This is a genomic window from Butyricimonas hominis (genome assembly GCF_014287455.1).
Classification (GTDB): Bacteria; Bacteroidota; Bacteroidia; order Bacteroidales; family Marinifilaceae; genus Butyricimonas; species Butyricimonas muris.
The window spans coordinates 90,012-113,611 of record NZ_JACOOH010000010.1; the positions used below are offsets into that span (position 1 = coordinate 90,012).

The following is a 23,600-nucleotide window of genomic DNA, read 5'->3' on the forward strand; positions in this document are numbered from 1 at the left end:
TCAAGGCAAAAATACCTCGATGAATATTACCGGGGTTCCCTATAATTACAGAAGAATTATAATCCAGCGATATCCTCCAAGATCAAGCCTGTGGCTTTAGCAATAACCTCCGGGGCAATTCCAAGAGATTTCATATTCCTGACAATCTCTTGCTTTTCCTCTTTGCGTCCTTCGGTCAGTCCTTTTTCACGCCCCTCTGCAAGCCCTTTCTCTATTCCTTCAGCAAGTCCTTTCTCTAATCCGGCGGCTATTCCTCTTTGTTCCGCACTATAAAACAGCGTTTTCTCCACGCTGATAATATCCCAGAATTTTTCGTAACCTAATAACTGCGCCGGGGTAAACGCTGACTTTTCCAGCGCATCCACCGCTTTTTTCACTTCCGGATTTTCCAGAAGTTCCGCAGGCACTTCAAGAGTTTGCTCGTCAATCTCTGTCAGATAACGCAACCAAAGCACCTGCATCTTTTTTTCGGCGTATGAATGAGGGGTAAATTTAGGCAATTCCACGAAAATAAGCTGTAGCCCGTCGATCACCTTATTGGAATTTTCAACATGAACCATCTTGTAATGGTGATAATACCCTTCCAAGTCCGGCTCAAAAATTTCATTTACCAGATTCAATGAATACACGGGTTGCAATAAATGATAGTTCTCACCACTATCCATTTGTCGCACGTAAGCCTTTGAAGCATTAAACAACACCCGCAACTTGAACTCGGGAGACCAAATCATCTGCATTTCCACGATAAACTGCCGTCCCTGCTGATCCTTGCAACGTACATCCACGATACTGTTCTTACGCAAAGGATTCTCCGGCACCATCTCCGCGGGCAAATACTCGATATCGGTAATATCTTGACCGGGAGCAAGCGGAAGCAAAGCATTGAGTAAACTCATCACCAAATCGGGATGCTCGCCGAACACCCGTTTAAAAGTCAGGTCTGCCTTAGGATTCAAGTATCTCATAACGAATCTGTTTTTATTATCCAATAGAACAAAGATAACAATTTTTACAGACTTCCGGTTGAATCATCACAAAATCTTATTCCGGCAGTATCTCGATCCAATACCCGTCGGGATCAGCAATAAAATAAAGTCCCATATCGGTATTCTCGTAACACACGCAATCCATTTGCTTGTGGTACGCCCGTACCTCATCGTAATCGCCGGGAACACGCATACAAAGGTGAAATTCCCCCTCCCCCAAGTCGTAGGGTTCTTTCCGATCCCGCATCCACGTCAATTCCAACAGGAACCCGGTCTTTTCCTCACCCATATACACAAGAATAAAGGAACCGTCTTTGGCTTCCATCCGGCGGACTTCCTTTAATCCCAAGGCTTTCTCGTAAAAACGAATGCTTCTGTTCAAATCAAGCACGTTAAAATTGAAATGGTCAAACCGACTTTTAATCTCCATAATACAACAATTTAAAATTTAAAAATTCATACAATCACAGAATCGGCAATCGTAAATCGCCCAATCTTAAATCATAAAGTCCTCTCCTTTATACTCCAAACTCACGAAACGAACGCCTCGTTCCCCGGCATATTCCCGGAAAGCATTCGCTTTATCGTAAACGTCGTCAAAATGCATCGGAACAAACGTTCCCACGCGGAACCGATCTATAAATTGCTTCGCCCCCAACATATAGTCCTCCCCCAAACGGGGATCAACAGGGAACATAACCAAGTCCATGCTGTCCGTTCTCCGCGCGAGCGTATCGAGTTCAGCCAGATACGCGCTTTCCGCTTCCCGCACTTCTTCCCCGGTCGACTCCTCTTTCCAATGCCAATTATTCAAATCCCCGGCATGAAAAACCGTCTTCCCGCGTAAGCGCAGCAAGAATGAAATCCCGGCATCCGTGGAACCGAACGCCTCTATTTCCAGTATCCCGTCTGTCCACACGTTACCCTTCTCGATATAACAGGCATCCCATAAACCGACATGTCCCACTTCAAGAATATCTTTAGAGAAAATATATTGAATATCAGGTCGTGAATGTTTCCAAGTCAACACTTCCGGGTTAAAATGATCGGCATGAACATGGGATGCCAAAACGTAGAGTTTACCCGGACGTCCCAACAACTCCCCGTGCACGACACCCGTCAACGGCGGGTTTGCCGAATCCTTATAATAATCGATAATCACGGTAACACCCTCGTCCAAAAGAGCAAACCCGCTATGATAGATATAAATTCCTTTCATACAAATCTTCTTTTTCCCGTGTATACGTCACGCCCCTTGCACAGGTTTGCTCTTTCTAAAGATCAGATGCTCCAGAATCAACACGGACACGACTCCCATCACGAAACCGTTTCCCACGATCGGGCGAAACAAAGAAGGTATAAGATTCACCACTTCCGAGGGAGCGAAAGACAGCAACAACGCCACCATCAGGGGCAAGCCGACCACCACGCCGCTATCGAAATCCGTGATCGCCCGTTCACGTACCAACATTTGCATCCCCGCCGCCAACTGCGTCGCCATCAAGTAAAGCAATATCGCCCCCATGACCACCCCCGGCAACGTTACCAACAACCCGACCACAGCCGGAAAAAAAGCACACGCTATCAAACCGATACCCGCCGGGATCAAGGTATAGCGAGAGGCACACCCCGTGGCGGCGATCACTCCCGGGCTCATGGAATAATCCACGGGACCGATCACCCCGAACAATCCCGACAACACGTTAGTGAGCCCGACAACCCCCACGCCCCGGGTTGTACGTTTATTCAGGTTATCGGCTTGCAACATATATCCCACGGCTTGAATTGAACCCAACTCGTTCACGATAAGTGCCACGTAACAGAACAAAAACGAAAATATCGTCCCCGCCTCGAAATCCAGTGAAAAATTAAACAGAGATACTTGGCTTTCTGCCCCCGTCGAGGGTAACATGGGAAAACCATTCACCAGATAATACACCAGCGCCCCTCCGGCTATCCCCCACAACACCGTGGTAGACTTCCATATCCCCCGTAAAAACTTATTCCCGATAACCAGCGCAAACACGATGAGCAAAGTGAAAAACAAATTGAACAACCCGTGCGCCGTATCTCCCATGACAAGGTTCAAAATAACGGGAGTCAACGTGAAAGCAATCAATATCAGAATGACCGTGACAACGCGAGGCGTGAAAATAAACTGTAATTTTCCCAACCAACCACTGTACGCCAATACCGTCAACACCAGTCCCCCGACCAGAATCCCCGTGTATATGGCGGAAATTCCCGCTGAAACAGTAGCAAGAATCCCAATCAACAACACGGATGCCGGACCGATAACCAACGGCAACCGATGCCCCCACAACACTTGCACGACCATCGCCACGCCCATGATCCCGAACAACTTTTGCAGGTAGAAAGTCTGTTCCGCCACGTCCGTGTAATGCAGCTTCGAAACGATAATTCCCATGATCACCACGCAAGGCAGAGAAACGATCCACCATTGCAACCCGTACATCAACATGGGCAACAGCCCCGGTTTATCATTCAATTCGTATTTCATCTCATCTCGTATTTACACGTGTAAAAATAGTACATTACAAGAGATTTTACACCTTTCACGAAAAAAAGATGACTTATTTTAAAATATTCTTTCCTCTCGTTCGTCTATAACAATAGAAAGGATTGCAATCCGAGAGTAACTATAAAAAAAGAAACGAACATGAGAAACCATAATAAAGTAATAATCCGGGAAGTAAGGGCGGTGATACCGTTTATCGTCACGCTTGGCGTCATCGCCCTACTCACTTTATCCGTCCACTTTTTACAGGACTTCACGAAAATATATTACATTTATACAACCTATTAAATCGAATACCATGAAAAACAATAAACACAGAAAAGGCTTACACGTGCTGTTTATGCTCTTTGCCCTCGCCGCTATTCCGGCCATCATCATGCTGCTGTGGAACTGGCTGATTCCCTCTATCATCGGTTGGTCTGCCATCAGCTACTGGCAAGCCCTCGGACTCTTCATCCTGAGCAGGCTATTTTTTGGGGGCTTCGGTCGTCACGGTTTCGGGCACCACGGATTCGGGATGCCGCACGGCGAGCATCCTCATCTTTTCCGGGAAAAATTCAAAAACATGTCACCGGAAGAACGCCGCAATTTCATTCGTCGACGTTTCGACCGCTTTCCCGACCAGCCGGAAGACAATGCCCGTCCCTCCGAGGAAAAATAAATACCCATGGACGTAACGACCATTTTCAAGAACTACCAGTCGCGACTGAAAGGTTATATTGCCCAACGGGTTTCTTCGCGGGAAGACCGTGAAGACATACTACAAGATGTCTTCTATAAATTACTCCAAACGGATCCCGCGGAGCCTCCCATTCGGCAGATATCGGCATGGCTTTATTCCGTGGCACGCAACCTCATTATCGACAAGAATCGGAAGCACAAAGAAGAACAAATACCGCTTCTGCCGCGATATGACGATGAAACGCTCGTGTTGAAAGAAATGTCGGAATTCCTGTTCGACGCCGACACCTCGCCGGAAAAAGAATACACCCGTTCCCTCGTCTGGGAAGAACTGGACAAAGCCTTGGCAGAACTACCCGAGGAACAACGCACCGTGTTTGAACTGACCGAATTACAGGGCTTCTCGTTCAAAGAGATTTCCGCATCGACAGGCATCCCCGTGAACACGCTTATTTCCCGCAAACGCTACGCGGTGCTGTACTTGAGAGAACAACTATACGAACTATACGAGGAATTGCTACAGGAATAATCTCCCCCGCCCTTTCGAATTATGTTTTAACAATTGCTATGAATCTTCACCAAAAAGATGTATGTTTGTCATAGCAACCAACATTTCACGTGAACACACGTAAAAGACAAACAAACAACAAAACTCGAACAAATGAAAGTAATCGCTATTAACGGAAGTCCTCACCCGCAAGGAAATACTTTTCAAGCTTTAAAAGTCATAGGAGAAGAATTGAAAAACGAGAATATCGAATTTGAAATACTTCAAGTCGGAAGCCAGAAGATACACGGTTGCATGGGATGCAATATGTGCTTCAAGAATCATAACGAACGATGCGTCATTACCACGGACACGCTTAACGACTTGCTGCAAAAGATAAAAGATGTCGATGGGCTGATTCTCGGTTCTCCCGTTCATTATTCTGGTATCGCCGGAACAATGAAATGCTTCCTCGACCGCACCTTTTACGTTGCCGGGGCAAACGGTAATTGGTTCCGCCATAAAGTAGGGACTGCCATCGTTGCCGTTCGCCGTTCGGGCGGTTCTGCCACGCTGGACGGGCTGAATCATTACCTCACGTATTCCGAAATGCTCGTGCCGACCTCCAATTACTGGAATATTATCCACGGGTTGAAAGCCGGAGAAGTCATTCAAGACAACGAAGGGCTACAAATCATGCGGACACTAGGGAGAAATATGGCTTGGTTGATGAAAATGAGAGAGCAGACGAAAGACACGCTCACTCCACCCGAAGGGGAGAAAAAGATCATGACTAATTTCATCCGGTAAGCATGAAAGAAAACAAATACGACAACGACAAATTCTTCAATCAATACAGCCAAATGTCCCGTTCCGTGTACGGACTGAAAGGCGCCGGAGAATGGCACGCACTGCAAAAAATGTTACCCGATTTCAAGGGGAAACGGGTATTAGACCTCGGATGCGGTTTCGGGTGGCATTGCCGATACGCCGTTGAACACGGGGCATCCCATGTACTCGGCATCGACCTCTCGGAAAAAATGCTGGAAGAAGCCCGCGAACGGAACAACTCCCCTCGTGTCGAGTACCGCCGCATGGCTATCGAGGATTACGATTACCCTCCTGAGACCCACGACATCGTTATCAGTTCCCTCGCATTCCATTATCTGGAATCCTTTCAGGATATTTGCGAGAAAGTACACCGTTGCCTTATCCCCGGCGGCACATTCGTGTTCTCCGTCGAACACCCCGTGTTCACCGCCCACGGAAGTCAGGATTGGTACCACGACCAAGAGAGGAACAAACTTCACTGGCCGGTAGACCGCTATTTCACGGAAGGGAAACGAGAAGCAATTTTCCTTGGCGAAGAAGTCGTCAAATACCACAAAACTCTAACAACATACGTGAATGGACTGATTCAAAACGGTTTCATAATCACGGGACTCGTCGAACCGGAACCGGACGAAGCCCTTTTGGATAGCATACCGGAAATGCGTGACGAATTGCGCCGCCCCATGATGCTGCTCGTGTCCGCCGTGAAGAAGTAATCCCGAAAGACCTTTTTAGATTATTTATACCGGAAAGATTGCACCACCCGATGAAAAATAGTAATTTTACTATATGATCATCAGTGCCAGCAGAAGAACAGACATCCCCTCTTTTTACTCGGAATGGTTTGTCAACCGAGTAAAGGAAGGGTACATACTCGTTCCAAACCCTTTTAACCCGAAACAGATCAGCCAAGTACGGCTCACGCCGGATGTCGTCGACTGTATGGTTTTCTGGACGAAGAATGCCGCCCCGATGCTCGATAAACTGGACGCCTTAAAGGATTTCAAGTATTATTTCCAATTCACGCTCAACCCTTACGGGAAAGAGATTGAAGGAAACCTTCCCACCTTGGAACGGAGAATCGACACATTCAAACGCCTTGCCGAAAAGATCGGCAAAGAAAAAGTGATATGGCGGTACGATCCCATATTGACGAACTCCAAGTATAACACGCGATTCCACGAAGAAGCATTCGCATCTATCGCCTCGCGACTGAAAGACCACACGGAAAGATGCATGCTCGGCTTTATCGATCACTACACCCACGTCCGGCAAGCCGTCACGCGACATGACATTCACCCCCTATCCATGGAAGAAATCCGGGAAATGGCAGCCTCTTTCGTGCAGACAATCCCCGACACGATACACCTCGACACGTGTACCGTGAAAGTCGATCTTCGGGACATGGGCATTCCCGCCGGAATGTGCATCGACAAAGAACTGATAGAAAGGATTATCGGTTACCCGATCACGGCAAGAAAGGACAAGAATCAACGGGATATATGCCAATGTATCGAGAGCATCGACATCGGCACATATGACTCCTGCCTCAACGGTTGCATATACTGTTACGCCAACACGGGCAAAGGGAAACTGTCACGCAACACGGAACGGCACGACAAACATTCGCCCAAACTCGTCGGACACGTTCTGGAAGACGACGTGATAAAAGAGCGGGAAATGAAAAGCCTGCGAAGCGACCCCACGTTATTTTAACGCCTCTCTTCAAATCCGGTCACAATCCCGACACCCCTTCCCCAGCACGGGCGAAACACTCGTTTCCGCGTTATATTTCCATTTTATTACAGTTTTAGCTTGCAACGAACCTAAATTCCGCGTATATTTGTAACACTAAAAATTATTTGATGTTTAATAGTTTATTTATTATTTCGGATTTGGTATTGTAAACAATCTGTATTTCCCGTACAGGTTGTCCCCTTCGTTTATTCTCGAGTAATTCCATTCGAGTATATTATCTATTGTATTAATTAAGTTTTTAACCCGTATATAATAATGACAGCATTAATTATGCTTTCGCTTGTATACCGTATACGTTAAGAAAATGAGTAACGAAAATAAAACAATTCACGAATTCGATTTCAATTTAATCTGCGAATATTTCCTAAGTACAGAACGTCAAGGACCCGGAAGTCCCGAAGCAACCCTTAAAGCGCTGGGCTTTATAGACAATCTTTCCGATCAATCCCGCATCGCCGATTTGGGTTGCGGCACGGGTGGTCAGACAATGGTATTGGCTCAGCACGCCCCGGGACACATTACAGGCCTTGACTTCTTCCCGGGATTCATTGACCGGTTCAACCATAACGCCGGAAAATTGAATCTTCAGCATCGAGTAAAAGGAATCGTCGGCTCGATGGACAACCTTCCTTTCAGAGAGGAAGAACTTGACTTAATCTGGTCGGAAGGAGCTATCTATAACATCGGGTTTGAACGAGGACTGAACGAGTGGCGCAAATATTTGAAAACAGGGGGATACATCGCCGTTTCCGAAAGCGCATGGTTTACCGAAGAACGCCCCGCAGAAATTCACGATTTCTGGATGGAAGCCTACCCGGAGATAGACACGATTCCCCATCAAGTAGCCCGAATACAGAAAGCAGGGTATCTTCTCGTCGCTTCCTTCATTCTGCCTACAACTTGCTGGACAGATCATTATTATGCCCCACTGGTAAAAGCAAGAGAAAAATTCACGGCCAAATACCCGGGAAATAAAACCGCCGAAGAACTCATCACCTCCTCGCACCACGAAGAGGAACTATACCGCAAGTATAAAGAATTCTACGGTTATGTATTTTACATCGCGAAAAAAATAAAACAATGAATAATCTAAATACTTACGCCACTCTGCCACGAGGGCGAGTGGCTATCGTACACCGCACTTGTTATGAAGTGATTTCCGAAAACGGGATATTTCAATGTGAACTAACGGGAAACATGATGTTCGGCAAATCGGACTTTGAACTGCCTTGCACGGGTGATTGGGTAATTTTCCAACCATTCGATGAAAACAAAGGAATAATCGTCGATATGTTACCCCGCGAGCGAACACTGTATCGCAAGAAAGTCGGGACAGTCGCCGCCAAACAAACCATTGCCGCACATGTTGACAAGGCATTTATCGTGCAGAGTCTTGACGGCAACTTCAACCTCCGCAGGGTTGAACGCTTCATGATTCAAATACTGGAAGAAAACATCAAACCCGTGCTGGTACTCAACAAAGCCGATTTAGGTTTTGACAGACGGGAAGTGGAAGAAGCGTTGAAGCACAGCGCCTGCCGGATGCCCGTGTTTTTCACGAGCATTCATCATCCCGAAACTATACTCCGGTTACGGGAATCCATAAAAGAAGGCGAAACAGTGGTATTTGTCGGCTCTTCGGGAGTCGGGAAAAGTTCCTTGATTAACGCCCTTAGCGAGAAATCGGTATTGCTCACGTCCGACGTAAGCCAATCCACCGGAAAAGGACGCCACACGTCCACACGCCGCGAAATGCTATTGCTGGACGGCTCGGGCATACTGATTGACACACCCGGTGTTCGGGAATTCGGGTTGGCAATTGACAATCCCGATTCTTTAGCGGAAATGCTGGACATTTCGGACTATGCCGAATCGTGTCGTTTCAAGGATTGCACGCACACGAACGAACCCGGCTGCGCGGTTCTGGAAGCAATAAACAACGGTATATTAGATATCGAGGTATACAAAAGCTACATGAAACTCCGGCGAGAAGCATGGCATTTCTCTACTTCCGAGCACGAAAAGCGTAAAAAAGACAAAACCTTTTCAAAACTCGTGGACGAGGTAAAGAAGCGGAAAGAGAATCGCTGATCTCGGCTTCAAGAGGTTGCCCCGAAAGTCCCGTTTGTACCCCGGGAGCAAAGCGAAAGATCTCCTAAAAGTCACTGTTGGCAAGAGATCTTTCGCTTCACCCGGGAACACGGAAATAAATGAACGGACTTGACGGGCAACCTTACTTGCCTATATTTATCAGGAATCGAACCGTTTCCGGATCATAATGCGAGAAGAACAGACTTTCACCCTTGTCCAACAACCCGATAGCCGTCATATCCTCCCCTGTCAACTCGAAATCGAACACGTTGAAATTCTCCTCCATTCTTTCCCGGTGAGTGGACTTCGGGATCACGATAATACCACGCTGTATCAAAAATCGCAAAGCAACCTGTGCCACCGACTTGCCGTACTTGGCTCCGATCGTTCCCAACGTTTCGTTCGTGAAAAAATCATTCCGCCCCTCGGCAAACGGTCCCCACGACATCACCCGTGTCCCGTACTCCTTCATAATCTCCAATAGCTTCACCTGTTGATTGAACACGTGCGTTTCCACTTGATTCACGACAGGCTTAACCTCAAAGAACTCCGCCAAATCAACAAACCGATCAGGATAGAAATTGCTGACGCCAATGGCTCGTGTTTTTCCCGCTTTATAAGCTTCCTCCATAGCCCGGTAAGTTCCATAATAATCCCCGAACGGCTGATGAATCAGCAACAAGTCTACATAATCCGTCCGCAGCTTCCGCAAAGACTCGTCAATAGATGTCTTCGCCCTCTCGTACCCGGAGTTCGAAATCCATACTTTCGTGGTAATAAACAGCTCTTCACGGGGCACGCCACATGCACGAATGGCATTCCCCACTCCCTCCTCGTTATAGTAAGCCTGTGCCGTATCAATAGAACGGTACCCTGCGGCGATAGCATCCGACACACAACGCTCGCACTCCTCCGGGGTCACTTGATAAACCCCGTAACCCAAGATCGGCATTTCCACGCCATTGTTCAGTTTCACGTATTCCATAATTGTACCTGTTTAATGATTAATAAAATATTACCGGTTACAAAGGTAACCCGTCACATGCGAAAAGCCGGTATACCGATTACTTGTTTTGTAACCATTATTACAGATCTCCGCCGTTTCACTAGGGCATTGCTATACATTTGACTAAAAGGCTTTTCGCCCTTTTAGTTAAAAGTTTATAAAGTCTATAAAGTTCATAAGGTTTATAGACCCTAGCGGGCGCATTGTCCACGGCAGCATGGCTGCCGGTAAACCTTGTCCGAAGGACGCCCGTTACTTTATGAACTTTATAAACTTTAGGAGCGAAAAGCTCATTATGAACCGGACGAAAAGCGTCTTGACGCATTTGCCCTGTGTTTGCCCTGCAATCAATCCATCATATTTTGGAAAAAGAATTATCTTTATCGCTGAACAAGAAATGAAGCCGCCTCCGGGAGAGGGGCAGCTTCTGGAATGGACTTAAAGCGAGAAGGAGCTAAAATTTCCCTCGCCATTAAGTTTCTTGACAGGGGGAGCGCGGGTTCCCCCTCTGTTTTTGATCTAATTTTTTTGTAAACTACCAATTATTATAATCATCAGATCAAGTTGTCCTAAGTTCAAATACCCGCGATCAAGTATATAACTCATCCATCACATTTCTAAAGAAAACAGCCGGGTTGTAACTAATGTGTAAAAGAGGAAGGCGTATCCCCTCGTGCGCGTTTCCGGCTGCTTTCAGGTTAGCACCGGAATAAAAATCCCGGCGCTGTATATCAGCAATCCGGGAGATTTATAAAATCGGACCGGACTGCTCTTCGTGACGAAGGCCTAGCAAACCTTTGGATACGAAAAGCAAAGCCCGACCCGACTATGTATATACTATACGTAATCGAGTACGAAGGCGTTGCAATCACCGTGATCCAATAGAAAAGTTGCTAGTTTTCGTCCACAGTGCATACTTGCACGCTATCAACATAACGGAACGCGTAGCGTTCCTTATTGCAAAGATGGAAAATAATTATCTCATAAACAAAAAAATGTCTAAAAATATTTTCAACCTGATGCAATATAGCGTGCTTCTAGTCATTATTCCACGATAACCGTGAAGGCTGAATCAATCATGTAGTCATGATCTTGGTTCTTGATCTTGACGCTTAAAACATACCGCCCGTTTGGAACTGTATGATTACACGGGAGTTCAATCACCCCCGTGGGCTTTATCGTGAATTGGTTCATGATTTCCGGTTGTTCCCCGTTAATACTCCATATCTGAAAGTAAATAGGTAATGTACCTTCCACGCCGTCCATCGCATTCGATTGCCACGGTATTTTGTGCTTGATTTGATAAGCGTCCTCATCCTCGTCCAATTTTGCTTTCACCACGAGCGAATCAGGCGAATACAGGGCATTTGCCACGTTCAAGTACCCGATAGCGATATCTTTTTGACAACCGATAGCCAAAAGAAAAATGAATAATGATAATATAACTGTTTTCATGGTTCTGATTTTATAATTTCGTGAACATACAAGTCGCGTCAAGCGAGTGAACCACCCCGTTGTTCATCTCGATATTGCACGAGGCAACCGTACCTATATAACCTTCCGGGGCTTGAAACGCCAACTTTTCCGCCCCGATGTCGGGAATGTCATAAAAGGAAGAGGTAATCCTGTACACTCTCAAATCTATACCCGACAAGGCTTGCACCATTGTCCCGCCCGTTCGAGTACCTTTCACCTCGTGCTCAAATTCTTCCAAAAACTTTTTCCCGTGTATCATGTACGAGAGAAGCATCTCTCGGCACTCGTCGGCGGGAATATCTGTAACCTTCTCGTACAAACGCTCCCAATCATCACCAAGCGTCTGAAATAGATATTGATTAATTGAATGATTGGTCGGGGCAAAAATAGTAATCTCGTCTTTGTTCGTCCCGTCAAAATATCCTATCATGTTCGCGTGTTTGATCATCACGACAAGGGAATCCCAATTCGCGTGGTCGGTTTGAAAATACTCCCAAACCGTGCAATCGTGCTTTCGCTCGTGTATGCCGGAATCTATATAATTATCTTTATCACAACATACCATTAGCGAGGCAATAGTTAATACAAGTAATACGTTTTTCATAGCTTTGTTATTTATGTGGATAACCGTTTCTTTTCCAGTATGTAGTTTGTATCATGCGGGTGTTGTTGCTAAACGCGATAGAACCGACGGGAAGAAATAAAGCCCCGTCCGCCACGTCTTGGTCTGTCAAGGTTTTAAATTTGCCTCTCAGTTTCTCCCGGAACATACCGTTTCTCACCATGTCGAAATATCTCGTGTTAATACCTTCAAGAAACAATTCCCTGTCCCTCTCGTCTTGAATGGCTTCTCTCAGGCTGCCCTCGCTTTCATCGTAAACACTGGTATTGGCTCTTTGACGGATAACATTCAAATCCGCTTCCGCGCCTATTCTGTCACCCGTTTTTTCTTTCAATTCCGCGCGCAACAAAATAATGTCGGCAAGACGAATGACGATCTCGTTATCAAGGTAGCTTTTTAGACGTCCTACTTGCGTTCCATCCGTGTATTTGCTATAATGACGTAACTTTTGAATATATGCCGCCCCCTGCGTGATCGAGGTACTTTGCGAGTTGTAATAATCCAGTTCATAAAAGTATTCTTTCCGGCGATCGTCGTTCACGTCCGGGTAAAGCGCGTAAACCGTCGTGTTATTTATTCTTAGATTCCTTCGTGTGGTCTGCGGGGTAGAAAGGGGAACGACCGGGAATGACTGACAATAAGCCGCCAAGCGAGAACCGGATGTCACGAAATCGAAATCCGTGTCCCTGTAATCCAGTTCAAAAATTCCCTCGCTGCTATTGCCAAGCATCACAGTTTCGCAAACATCATGAATATTTCCCGCCAATTGATAATACTTGTAAGATAATACCGTGTCGCACTCCGCTAGCGCGAGTTGATTCAATTCCGGTTCTTTATTTAACGTTGCTTTCCACGCGTAAAGGTGAGCCAGTATAGCGTGAGCCGTCCCCCGTGAGGCGATTTGTTTGCTCGTGATCATTTCGCCATTCACGTCTTCCAGAGCGTCCGCGTGAGGCAACAACTTTGCCGCTTCCCGCAAATCCGTTATACATTGCCCGGCGATCTCCTGCCATGCAGTCCGTCCTATTTCTCCCGTGTCCTCTGAATCTAGAATCAAGGGAGCATCCCCCCATACACGAATTATATAGAAATACATGTAGGCTCTTGACACTAAAGCTTGCCCCATGTAATAATTATACCTCTCTTCCGCGAGGTTCCCCTTTTTTAGATTGTAAATAATTTCATTCGCGAAAGTGACAACCTTGTATTCCGGTCGCCAATCCAGTTGTGCTCTATCTAACGCCCAACTCTTTGAAAGTTCATTGTTGCTCGGGTTCTGCCATGTCGCGAGGTTGTCAAATATTAAACCGCGATCCCGGTATTGCACGATGATAGTACCGTGGGCGGCTCTTAAAAGAGAGTGTAAACCCATTGTCGCGGCTTGAAAGTCTTGATCGGTTTTCCAAAAGTTATTGTTCGTGACCGAAATTTCCGGCTCTTCCGTTAAAAAGCTACCAGAACAGGAGTTCAAGATAAACACGAACGGGATGAATATGTAAAGAATTGATTTCATGCTTATAGGTTTAAGGTTAATCCAAATGTTAGCCGTGTTGACAAGGGATAATTCCCAAGCCCGTCGATACCCGTCACGGTATCCACGCTCTCCGGGTCTGCACCTTTATAATTGGTAATCGTGAAAAGATTTTCACCCGTCGCGAATACCCGTACACCAAACCCGATGAACTTTTTCACGCGTTGGGGTAACGTGTAGCCAATCGTCAATGTCTTTAACTTGATATAACTCACGTTTTGAACGTTGGCTTCTATCGCCGTGCCAAAATTATTCAATCCCGTTTCCAGCCTGTTCACAGGATAATCGGTATTGTCACCCGGTTTCTGCCAAAAACTGATATTCTTTATATCGGCGAAAACGGGCTTGGCGATATCTTTCACGGTCATACCCGTGGTTGTACCCACGGACGCACCCGTGCCTTTATTTAGAATATGCCTTCCAATCACGTAATTAAAGAGTATATTTACATCAAATCCCTTGTAATTTAACGTGTTGATAATACCGCCTGACGCGAGAGGAAGCGGGGAGCCGCAAAATACCCGATCATCGTAATTTATTTGCCCGTCCCCGCTGTTATCAAGTACAACACGATCCCCGGCACGATAGAATTGTTGCCCCGTTCCGAGGGGGGTGTCTTTCCCAGCGATGAAATTGTGCGGCACGTCTTGATCGTCTTGATAATATCCCGCGGTTTGATAGGCGTAAATCCCGTTTAGAGGTTTGCCCATGATATTCAGGTTATCGAAGGAAGAGTAATTCGTGAAATCCCTCTCGTCTTGACTTTTTTCCAACCTGTTCCAGTTGCGAGCGATGTTAAATTCCAAGTTCCAGTTAAAATTTTCACGCCGTAACACGTTCCATTTGATATCCAGTTCCACGCCTTGATTACTGATACAATAGGCGTTTTGCCACTGTTGTATATAACCGGAATAGTTACCCGGTAAAACGATAAGATACAACAATTTATCCGTGTACCTGTAATAATAATCCAGTGTCACGGCAAGACGATGATTAAATAAATCCATGTCGATACCTAAATCGTATTGATCTGTTTTCTCCCATGTTAAGCCTTGATTCATCAGTCCCATGCCAAAGTCAGGCAACACGGTCGGGTAGCCGAGAAACGGGTCACTGGCTTCTAGCAGACCTAAAGCGATGTAAGGTTGGTCGAATTGTCGCCCCGATTTGCCCCAACTGGCACGTAGTTTGCAATAATCCAACACCCCGCGGCTCCAGTCCATGAATTTTTCATCCGATACAGTCCAACCTAAAGCGATGGACGGGAAACTACCCCAACGTACATTTTCCCCGAATTTGGAACTACCGTCCCGCCTGAACGTGAACGAGAAAAGATACTTTTGTAAGTAGTTATAATTCACCCGACCAAAAATTCCCATGAGCGTGCTACGTTCCATGCTTGTCATGAAATCTTTCAGTTGCCGTTTATTCTCGGTATCGTAAGCGTTACCCGCCCACGGTACATACCGGATCAAGTTAGACGGCGCGGCTTTTCCCCATCCTCCCATATCGTCTTTCTGGTCCATCTGGTACGATAACCCCGCGAGTAGATCAATATTGTGTTTGTCGCGGAAACCACGCTTGTAAGTGATTAAATTTTCATTCAGAAGCATTTGTGTCCGGTTATGCTGCCCGTTGGAATAGGTTTCATTGTACTCGTCCAAGTTGGACGGCATGAACAAATTTTGATATTGAAGGGATATATCCGCGGCAACAGAGGATTTCAACGTCAAACCTTTCACTATCTCGTAACTCAAGTCAAAAGAACCTCTAAGCCGATAGGCTTCGTTTTTCTCCTTGATCTCGTCATACCGCTTGATCGCTTCTTGAAAAGCTTTCGAGCCGGGACCGGGGAAAACGGTAGAATATTCTAGCAATTGCGACGGGATTTGTTCTAACTCCACCCCCTGACTAAAACCGCTCACGAGCATATCGTATGACGAGCGATCTCGTCCCGTTCGAGCGATATACATCCTAAAATTAGCTTCCAACCTGTTAAACGGGCGTAAGTTGAAATTACCGATCAAGTTTACCCGGTTGAAGCCCGTGTTCTTTAAAACACCCTTCTCCGTGTAATACCCCAAACCTATGTTATAAGAGAAAGTACTGTATCCTTTGCTTAACTGTATATTCGCGTCCGTGACTTTTCCCGTTCTAAAGTAGTACTTGAAAAGATTCGTGGAATTGTTATAGAACGGGTTCAAGCTATCTTGGTAAATCGGCACGTTCGCGCCATAACCTTGATTCCAAAAATAATTGTAATCTAACCCTTCATTATAAGATTCATAATAATTATCAACGTATTGGTACGTGTTTGTTTCGGGATTGTAATACGCTTGCGCGAAATTATTGAGTGCGGCTAAACGAAGTCTTCTTTCCGCCTTTCCTCCCGTTAGTTCGGGAAGCTTGGGGTTGAAAGAATACGTTTGTGACACGTTCACGCTGAATTTAGCACTTTGATTCAAACCTCCCTTTTTTGTTGTCACGAGAATAACTCCATTCGCGGCACGGGAACCGTAAATGGAAGCGGAAGCCGCGTCTTTCAGCACCTGCACGCTTTCAATCGTGGAAGGGTCAATATCCGCCAACGTGTTCGAGCCTGTAATGGGAGAAGTAAATGACAACAAGGGTACACCGTCCACCACCCACAGGGGTTCGCTACCCCGCCGGGTACTCTCGATACTCAAACTGTTAAATCCCCGGATCGTGATTGATGTTCCACCGCCACCCGGTGCCCCCGTCATGTTCGTGACGTTCATCCCTGCCACTCGCCCCTGCAATAAATTCGCAATCGAGGGAGAGGGAATATCTTTAATATCCGAGGCTTTGACGGTTGACATCGCCCCGATCACGTCCCTCTTGTTTTGCGTACCGTAGGCTATCACGGTAACTTCATCCAGTTTAGAAACTTTTTCTTTGAGTGTTACAGTTAGCGTTTGACCGCTCGCGAAGCTTTTCTTCACGCTCTCGTACCCGATAAAAGAGAATACTAGTGTTCCTTTTGCCTTTGGGAGCGTGAACGAGAACGTCCCGTCAACTCTCGTGACCGTACCCACGGATGTGCTGTCTAACAAGATAGTGACCCCCGGAAGGGGTATGCCTTTTTCATCTATTACCTTCCCTTCCACGGGATAATTGGGGATTGAATCCCGCGTGTTTCCCGCGAGCGCGAAAAAGGGCAAGTTGCTCAGTAACAGTAATGCTATTACAGTTACAAACAAGTGATGAACTTGCCGACCTTCTCGCGATTTAGGCTTTAATAAAAGCTTTCCCGCGTTAGTTTTTTTCTTCGATTTTTTTTTCATAACTTTGATTGTTAGTTAATTTTTTAAATTAATTAGTACAAGGGGTGATATTCAGTGTTTTCCAGACGGAGAATACACCCCTTATCTATTTTTCCACTGCCACGCGATTCAATTCTTGTTGTTTCATCTCGGCTTGCAGCTTCTCCTCGAATTGTTCCGGGAAATAAACATGTATCACCCGATCCAATGATCTCAAGTGCCGCACGTTATACGTGCAATAACAAGCGATAATGTCCGAGAATTTCATTAATCGTGTCATGAACTGGCTATACGCACACAAATGCTCGTTCATCTGGTGTTTCTTTTTCCTCATTCCCTCTTTCTCCACGAAATAAAACCCGTACACTTCTTGTAATTCCAAAAGATTCATTCCCAAATCTTGGTGATGCAAATACCCCAAAAGCTTGTTCATTCTTTTTAAACGGTTGTGCAAAATCCATAATTTCTCGCACTCCCCACTTTCCAAACGTGCAGAGTGACAAAGTAACATGGCTTCATTCAAGAAGAATTGTTTTAATTCTTCGTCACTCATAATTTCATGGTCTTCTTCCATTTCATTAATTTTTAGTTAGGTTACAATTTTATCAAACTCGAAACGCTCAAACTTCTTAATTACAGCAATTTAAACATAAAGCGCATCGAAAAAATTAAGCAATACACTAGAGCACAAGATAAATGCACTCCAAAGTCTTTTACCAGAAGATTTTTCAGATTTTCTATAAATTAATATGGCGGCTCATCCATAACCACGGCTATTTCATTTTGCCCAATCCCCCAAACAAAAAATAATACAATAAAAAAAGCGAGGATTGTAAATTCTATCTCAATAGAGGCATCGCCAAACGCCCAAACGTAAATAGACAACAACCCACGCTAACCAGCGTGAATTCGAAGTCTAATCTTACGTTATAAATTTTGGCGATTTTCTATTGAAGATTAGAACAAACTCACAATATTTTCACGCAGACTCTTCCGCATATAGTCCTTCAACTTTTGCAAATATACAATATTTTTTGCAAAAATCAAGCACTTTATATCTTTTCAGCTATGTTCCCATAAATTTCTTCGTTTCAAACAGGCAAAAAGAAACGGTTCCGCCTTTCCCGTTGTCTAACACCTCAAGGGCTGTGGGTGCATTAACACTCCATCACGGGGGTTCGGAACCGCCATATGGAGATAACAGGCATAAAAAATCCTGTCACGCTGTGGCAGGTTTCCCTACCCTTGAGTATGTTAGACAATTACAAATATACAAACATTTTCACAAGAAACAAACAATTTCCAACTATTTAGTCCTATTTCAACAAAACACTACTCTTGATTCAAACCTAATGACCTAAAAACGGTACCCAACCTGCACGAAACAGGGTATCAAAATACCTTTCACTGTTTTCCTCCTCTGTTCGTGATAAATTACTGCCCTATTCATTTGCCCAATGAAAAACATATATTCTTTGCTTGACAACCTCAGGTTCAGCCTCCTCAAGAATAATTGTAAATTCTAAAATCTTTACAAAACCTTCTCTACTCATATTTCATTAATTATTAATGAATACCCAACAACCAAATTTACGTCCTCCAATACGTTTTAAAAGCCCTAACTCTTGTAACCGGGCGAGATTATATTTTATTCCATTCTCTGTTATATCGGGTATATGTTCAGTTAATTCCTTTCTGCTCGCTTGAGGATGCTCTTTCAAATATTCAATAATAGCTACTTGGGCTTCTGTTAGTTCTATCAATTCCTTTTGGGTAGTCTTTTGGGTAGTCTTTTGGGTAGTCTTTTGGTAGTTCTCATTGAAATGAAAAATCGTCCATAAACCACCACCATCATATTGAAATTCGGGTGCAGGATACCCATTTATTTTACAAGCAACAATAATGCGTTCTATTCCCCGTCCCCATGCTTCAATTTCTCCCGCACGAAAAAATATGTTTGCTATGTCCGGATTATAAGGGCGACTACGATGTTTACCCAACAAATTGTTTATCGTCCAGCCTTCAGGCAATATTCCACAATTCCAAATCTCCAACCTATCATCATACACCCCGATTTGTATCGGCGTGAGCGATTCATATGATTTATGTACAACTGAATTTAAAAGTGCTTCGCGTAAAGCCTCACGTGGCATCGGCAAAGTCTCTATCCGATGAATGCCCTCATAGCTTATCATGGCTCGAAGATATTTTGTTGTCAATATATCCATTACTGTTCCCACTTGTTGGAATAGATTTCCGTGTACTTCATCTTGATATATCAACTCGGCATCTTCTTTGAAATAACCTATTTTAATAAAAGCCCCCGTAACAAACCGCTCCGGATCGGGATGAAAGACCAGTGCTGCTGCCCGTTTTAGATAACCGCCTTCAACAAGACGAAGTTTATCAATAAGCCCTTTGTTATCGTCTTGCAAATCAACCTCCTCCATGCGTCCACTTCGCTTGGCATATTTGCGAAACATATCGAATGTAACATTATCCAAATCCTCCACTTTCAGATACGGCACAGGCACTCCATCCCAAGTACGTCCCTGCTTGCGAAGCATAAAGCGATCAAGTGCTGCACCCTTCAGTTCCTGATTGGTTGCACCACTCCGCAAATAATAATGCCCATGATAACTAATAGGATAAGGATAGGCTTCAGCAACTATTTCAACATATTCTTTGTCATCGTACGTCAAACGATTCACATCAACAAGAATACCCATCAAGTCACGTACTTTGTTTGGAATATCTTCCATCAATTTCTTTACATCCGCAACTCCGCACACTTCACCGTTATCACGTACACCAACATACAATCTACCACCCCGCGCATTGGCAAAACCGCAAATCCACTTCAAATACTCGTCACGCCAATTTTCCTTAAATTCTATATTCTGAGATTCTGTAATCACCATATTATAACAATTTTCAAATTAAACACTTACCAATTTGATTATAACACAATTTAATCCTATTAATGAATCAATTCATGATATTGCGAATTCTCAATATAGTGTAAATATTCTATTACAGACTGCAACTTCCCTCTCATACTTTTATCAACCGTACATATTAAAGTCAATTGAATAATGAGTTTTATTGTATTTTCAGGAACTTCATGCCCATAAGTGTATATGTTACCATTGTTTAGTTCCGACAAAGGCTTCTTGAGCATAATCTTTGTAGGCTCATATCCATATACACTATATTGCCCATTCTTACATTTTTTGAATTCCCACATATAAGTGTATGAATTGCCAAAACATCCCTCTGTATACTCTGAGACCACGTTGCGAACTTTATATAAAAGCACTAGGTATTTGATTAAGCGGATTATGAGATACAATCCAACAGAAACAATAAGCCAAATCCACAAAGGGAGTCGAATATTCCACAAAAATCTTTCTGTAATAGCATAAATCACACCAGATGCTATTATACTGCTAATAATCCCAATAATGATACCTTTTATTGTCTCTTTCATTGTCGTAATTAATAATAATTATACAATCTCAACTTTAATCTTATAGTCTACAACCAACACCAACTCTCGTTATACTTGCTTTAATGCTAGTGCAAAATAATTTCAGTTACAATCGGAAGAATCTCTTTTTTGATGCTGTTCTCTTCCAATTCATTGGCTTTCCTCTCTAAATTTTCGTATACCGGAAGCCCTTCTCTTCGTGAGGTTTCCATTGCTTTGTATAGGTTGCTCAATCGAAACATAGGCTTATATAGCCATTATTTCAAAATATTATTTATATCATAATCAAATTCTTGTAGTTTTAATGCGCTGTCAATTATAAAATCTATACAAAACCTACAATCTACACCTTTTAAAATATTTCTCCTCTCATAATATTCTTGCGGCATTGCCTCATAATCCCTACCCCCATCTTTCCACCACACATGAATTTCTGGAGTTATCGTTTCAAAATACGTGTATCTCCTATAATCAATTCCAAGAGCAGTTATCTTTAAAACCTCACGTACTTTATTCATAGTTTTAGTCACCTGTTCAAACCATCTTGCTCCAGATCTATCATCCGAGCCAACCAATTTTTGATAGTCTTCTCCTATTTCATCTCCAATATTCAATAAACTATTTATACTATATTGCTTCCGCTTATTTAATTCATAAGTAGACAACAATTCCATAAATGCGATTCTACAATTTACTATGCAATCGTAAAGATTTCCTTCATTGTAATTTGATTCGGCCATGTCAATATACATCTTGACATTCTCATAGGAAACAAGATTCGATATAGAAACATCCTTAAATTCAATTTTAAACTGAATTGGAGTATTTTGTTCCAAAAAGTCCGTCATTGTACTACGACTTATCTCTATATCAAACTTTGAGGGGAACTGCCCTTTATGTTTTATACTCACGCGCCTGTCTTTTAATGCTCTCATTGATTCTTTAAGAGTCAATTCTGGATACTTGTCCCAATAACTCATAAAATTAACCTCATCTTTCTTTCCTTTATTCTCAGCAACAAGCAACAAGAACATTTCCGCACAGTCATGGAATGCCAAAATAGAGAATCCTGCAATTGTTTCTACTTGCATAGATTGTTGTACTCCTATATTATATAGATATTTTATAATCGCAAGTCGCCGTATAATAATATCCTTATTCAAATTATTTTCCATATTCAAAATTATTTTTGTTCTATCTTGATTCTTCTTTTATATAACTATCTCTCATTTCCATTCCACCTACACTCAATGCTCGTATTTCCTGTTATTTTCGTTCAGTACAACAATTAATACTTCCACGTAGATAAAACCGTAGAAGTGGTAGACCATTGTATTCAGTTCACAATCTATTTCACAATTTAATCCTTTTAGATTCAAACTTACATAAAAATCTTTGATTTTTACGCCTATAAGATAAAAAAACTCCCTCGCTTCAACCTTATCCCATACTCGAAGTACAATTTTTTCGTATCTTTAGACTATTCTGAAGTCTGTGATAAATTGGCTCTAATGAGCAAGAGAGAATAACCTTCTTATCTGTAAAGATAATTCATTTGCAGATAATCCAGAAATTTCTCCCTCACTTTTTGATATAATTCTTCATAAGGGAGGATTTATATATACAGTTTATTGTAAGGTCATTATCTTGGTGGTAGTGATACCCCGTTTTGCAAATCGCCTAATATTTCAAACTGCATTGAATCTTGCATGAGTTTTAAAACTCGAAAAGAAAATTAATATTAAAACAAAGGTGTAGAGTTGCCGAGTTTAAGAGATTTCTCAATTCGAAGCATTAAAAATATGCGACAATTTTATGAAGAATGCCCTGCCTGATATGGAAGAATTTAAAAAGCTATTATAACCAGAAGATTGCACTTCTATTGTGAATCTTCACATAACGACCTAAAAACGGTATCTAACCCGTGCGAAACAGAATCAAAATACTTTTCACTGTTTTCCACCTCTGTTCGTGATAAATTACTGCCCTATTCAGTTATTTAACAAGAATCAATAATGAATATTCCATATATTTTGTTATTATCAAATTTTATTTAATTACAATTAAACTTCTATTTTTCTACCTTTGAAATAGGAGATGAATAGGAGTTGAATGGGAGTTGAATAGGAGTTGAATAGGAGATGCTATAAACTAACTATAATACATATATATCATATATACTTATTATTTAACTTATTTTAGCCCGAACACGAGAGAAAAAAGTTCAATCTCCCCACCATTCCATTTTGACAATCGCCCAATATAACGAGAATGTCGAACTTCCTCCATCTACTTTAAAAATTTTTTCAGGGAAATAAATCAAAAGTATAAACAAGAGTTACAAACACGCTTTTGATTGACTGATAAACTTTTGGATAAATGCTTCCACAATCATAATCAGGCACCCCGACACAAGTTTCGCAAATTAGAAGCCCCCCTCTGCCTCAAGAATCTTTTTCATCGTCGGGCGGAAAAAATCCCCCCATTCTTCCAGCTTGTCAATGACAGGGATAAGTGTTTTGCCCGTCGACGTGAGCGAATATTCGGAATGAGGCGGAAGTACGGCATATATTTTCTTCTCGATAATGCCGTACTTTTCAAGTTCCTTCAATTGTTGATTAATCACGCGGGGATTGGCATCCGGGAACAACCGATGCAATTCGCTGGGACGTTTGGCTCCCTTGTCCAATTCTATAATAATACAGCTTTTCCACTTTCCTCCCATGACTTCCATGGCTATTTTTATCCCGCAGTCGATATCAAAAGGTATTTTTCTCTCGTACATAATTTCTTTTTACCACAAAAATAATCATCTATA

Annotated in this window: 22 protein-coding genes; 8 read left to right on the plus strand and 14 right to left on the minus strand. The window is 43.3% G+C overall.

Features of this window, described 5'->3' with window-relative positions; genetic code table 11:
- Nucleotides 1–56: 56 nt before the first annotated feature.
- The 4 genes from H8S64_RS19900 to H8S64_RS19915 form a co-directional block, all read right to left on the minus strand.
- A complete protein-coding gene (locus tag H8S64_RS19900) occupies nucleotides 57–965 on the minus strand; it encodes an Rpn family recombination-promoting nuclease/putative transposase (protein ID WP_186978431.1) in 909 nt (302 codons plus the stop codon).
- Nucleotides 966–1,041: 76 nt separating this feature from the next.
- Nucleotides 1,042–1,416 (minus strand): VOC family protein, encoded by a 375-nt coding sequence (locus H8S64_RS19905; protein WP_099293854.1) that lies wholly within the window; start codon nucleotides 1,414–1,416, stop codon nucleotides 1,042–1,044.
- Between the two features lie 66 nt (nucleotides 1,417–1,482).
- Nucleotides 1,483–2,205: an MBL fold metallo-hydrolase gene (locus H8S64_RS19910; protein ID WP_186978432.1), complete on the minus strand. Its 723-nt coding sequence runs from the start codon at nucleotides 2,203–2,205 to the stop codon at nucleotides 1,483–1,485.
- 27 nt (nucleotides 2,206–2,232) lie between these two features.
- Complete coding sequence (locus H8S64_RS19915; RefSeq protein ID WP_186978433.1) at nucleotides 2,233–3,507, minus strand: uracil-xanthine permease family protein; 1,275 nt, start codon at nucleotides 3,505–3,507, stop codon at nucleotides 2,233–2,235.
- A gap of 159 nt (nucleotides 3,508–3,666) precedes the next feature.
- Here H8S64_RS19915 and H8S64_RS19920 point away from each other — a divergent pair, with 159 nt between their 5' ends.
- From H8S64_RS19920 to rsgA, 8 genes are all read left to right on the plus strand, one after another.
- Nucleotides 3,667–3,813 carry a hypothetical protein gene (locus H8S64_RS19920; RefSeq protein ID WP_176555142.1) on the plus strand — a complete coding sequence of 49 codons (147 nt, stop codon included), beginning with the start codon at nucleotides 3,667–3,669 and terminating at the stop codon, nucleotides 3,811–3,813.
- A 10-nt stretch (nucleotides 3,814–3,823) separates the two neighbouring features.
- The gene (locus tag H8S64_RS19925) at nucleotides 3,824–4,186 is read left to right on the plus strand and encodes a hypothetical protein (RefSeq protein WP_186978434.1); all 363 of its coding nucleotides are present in this window, start codon (nucleotides 3,824–3,826) and stop codon (nucleotides 4,184–4,186) included.
- Between the two features lie 6 nt (nucleotides 4,187–4,192).
- A complete protein-coding gene (locus H8S64_RS19930) occupies nucleotides 4,193–4,735 on the plus strand; it encodes an RNA polymerase sigma factor (RefSeq protein WP_186978435.1) in 543 nt (180 codons plus the stop codon).
- Nucleotides 4,736–4,867: 132 nt separating this feature from the next.
- Nucleotides 4,868–5,503 (plus strand): flavodoxin family protein, encoded by a 636-nt coding sequence (locus H8S64_RS19935; RefSeq protein WP_186978436.1) that lies wholly within the window; start codon nucleotides 4,868–4,870, stop codon nucleotides 5,501–5,503.
- 2 nt (nucleotides 5,504–5,505) lie between these two features.
- Nucleotides 5,506–6,240, plus strand: coding sequence for a class I SAM-dependent methyltransferase (locus tag H8S64_RS19940; RefSeq protein WP_186978437.1), 735 nt, complete (start codon nucleotides 5,506–5,508; stop codon nucleotides 6,238–6,240).
- Between the two features lie 73 nt (nucleotides 6,241–6,313).
- Nucleotides 6,314–7,240 carry a DUF1848 domain-containing protein gene (locus H8S64_RS19945; RefSeq protein WP_186978438.1) on the plus strand — a complete coding sequence of 309 codons (927 nt, stop codon included), beginning with the start codon at nucleotides 6,314–6,316 and terminating at the stop codon, nucleotides 7,238–7,240.
- A gap of 346 nt (nucleotides 7,241–7,586) precedes the next feature.
- Nucleotides 7,587–8,366: a class I SAM-dependent methyltransferase gene (locus H8S64_RS19950; protein WP_186978439.1), complete on the plus strand. Its 780-nt coding sequence runs from the start codon at nucleotides 7,587–7,589 to the stop codon at nucleotides 8,364–8,366.
- Nucleotides 8,363–9,373: a ribosome small subunit-dependent GTPase A gene (gene rsgA, locus H8S64_RS19955; RefSeq protein WP_186978440.1), complete on the plus strand. Its 1,011-nt coding sequence runs from the start codon at nucleotides 8,363–8,365 to the stop codon at nucleotides 9,371–9,373. Before H8S64_RS19950 ends, rsgA begins: the two co-directional genes overlap by 4 nt.
- Nucleotides 9,374–9,515: 142 nt before the next feature.
- On the opposite strand, the gene H8S64_RS19960 is transcribed toward rsgA, so the two are convergent.
- The 10 genes from H8S64_RS19960 to H8S64_RS20005 all read right to left on the minus strand — a co-directional run bounded on the left by H8S64_RS19960 (nucleotide 9,516) and on the right by H8S64_RS20005 (nucleotide 23,567).
- Entirely contained in the window at nucleotides 9,516–10,358 is an 843-nt protein-coding gene (locus H8S64_RS19960; RefSeq protein ID WP_186978441.1) for an aldo/keto reductase, read from the minus strand.
- A 1,065-nt stretch (nucleotides 10,359–11,423) separates the two neighbouring features.
- Nucleotides 11,424–11,834, minus strand: a complete 411-nt coding sequence (locus H8S64_RS19965; RefSeq protein ID WP_186978442.1) for a hypothetical protein — start codon at nucleotides 11,832–11,834, stop codon at nucleotides 11,424–11,426.
- A 10-nt stretch (nucleotides 11,835–11,844) separates the two neighbouring features.
- On the minus strand, nucleotides 11,845–12,459 hold the full coding sequence (locus tag H8S64_RS19970; RefSeq protein WP_186978443.1) for a fasciclin domain-containing protein: 615 nt from the start codon (nucleotides 12,457–12,459) through the stop codon (nucleotides 11,845–11,847).
- Between the two features lie 7 nt (nucleotides 12,460–12,466).
- Nucleotides 12,467–13,990, minus strand: a complete 1,524-nt coding sequence (locus H8S64_RS19975; RefSeq protein ID WP_186978444.1) for a RagB/SusD family nutrient uptake outer membrane protein — start codon at nucleotides 13,988–13,990, stop codon at nucleotides 12,467–12,469.
- A 2-nt stretch (nucleotides 13,991–13,992) separates the two neighbouring features.
- Complete coding sequence (locus H8S64_RS19980; protein WP_186978445.1) at nucleotides 13,993–17,313, minus strand: SusC/RagA family TonB-linked outer membrane protein; 3,321 nt, start codon at nucleotides 17,311–17,313, stop codon at nucleotides 13,993–13,995.
- 85 nt (nucleotides 17,314–17,398) lie between these two features.
- Nucleotides 17,399–17,866: a hypothetical protein gene (locus H8S64_RS19985; protein ID WP_186978446.1), complete on the minus strand. Its 468-nt coding sequence runs from the start codon at nucleotides 17,864–17,866 to the stop codon at nucleotides 17,399–17,401.
- A 985-nt stretch (nucleotides 17,867–18,851) separates the two neighbouring features.
- Nucleotides 18,852–20,213: an ATP-binding protein gene (locus H8S64_RS19990; protein WP_186978447.1), complete on the minus strand. Its 1,362-nt coding sequence runs from the start codon at nucleotides 20,211–20,213 to the stop codon at nucleotides 18,852–18,854.
- A 59-nt stretch (nucleotides 20,214–20,272) separates the two neighbouring features.
- A complete protein-coding gene (locus H8S64_RS19995; protein ID WP_186978448.1) occupies nucleotides 20,273–20,782 on the minus strand; it encodes a hypothetical protein in 510 nt (169 codons plus the stop codon).
- Between the two features lie 257 nt (nucleotides 20,783–21,039).
- Nucleotides 21,040–21,957 carry a hypothetical protein gene (locus H8S64_RS20000; RefSeq protein WP_186978449.1) on the minus strand — a complete coding sequence of 306 codons (918 nt, stop codon included), beginning with the start codon at nucleotides 21,955–21,957 and terminating at the stop codon, nucleotides 21,040–21,042.
- Between the two features lie 1,250 nt (nucleotides 21,958–23,207).
- Nucleotides 23,208–23,567, minus strand: a complete 360-nt coding sequence (locus tag H8S64_RS20005) for a winged helix-turn-helix transcriptional regulator (RefSeq protein ID WP_186978450.1) — start codon at nucleotides 23,565–23,567, stop codon at nucleotides 23,208–23,210.
- Nucleotides 23,568–23,600 lie beyond the last annotated feature (33 nt).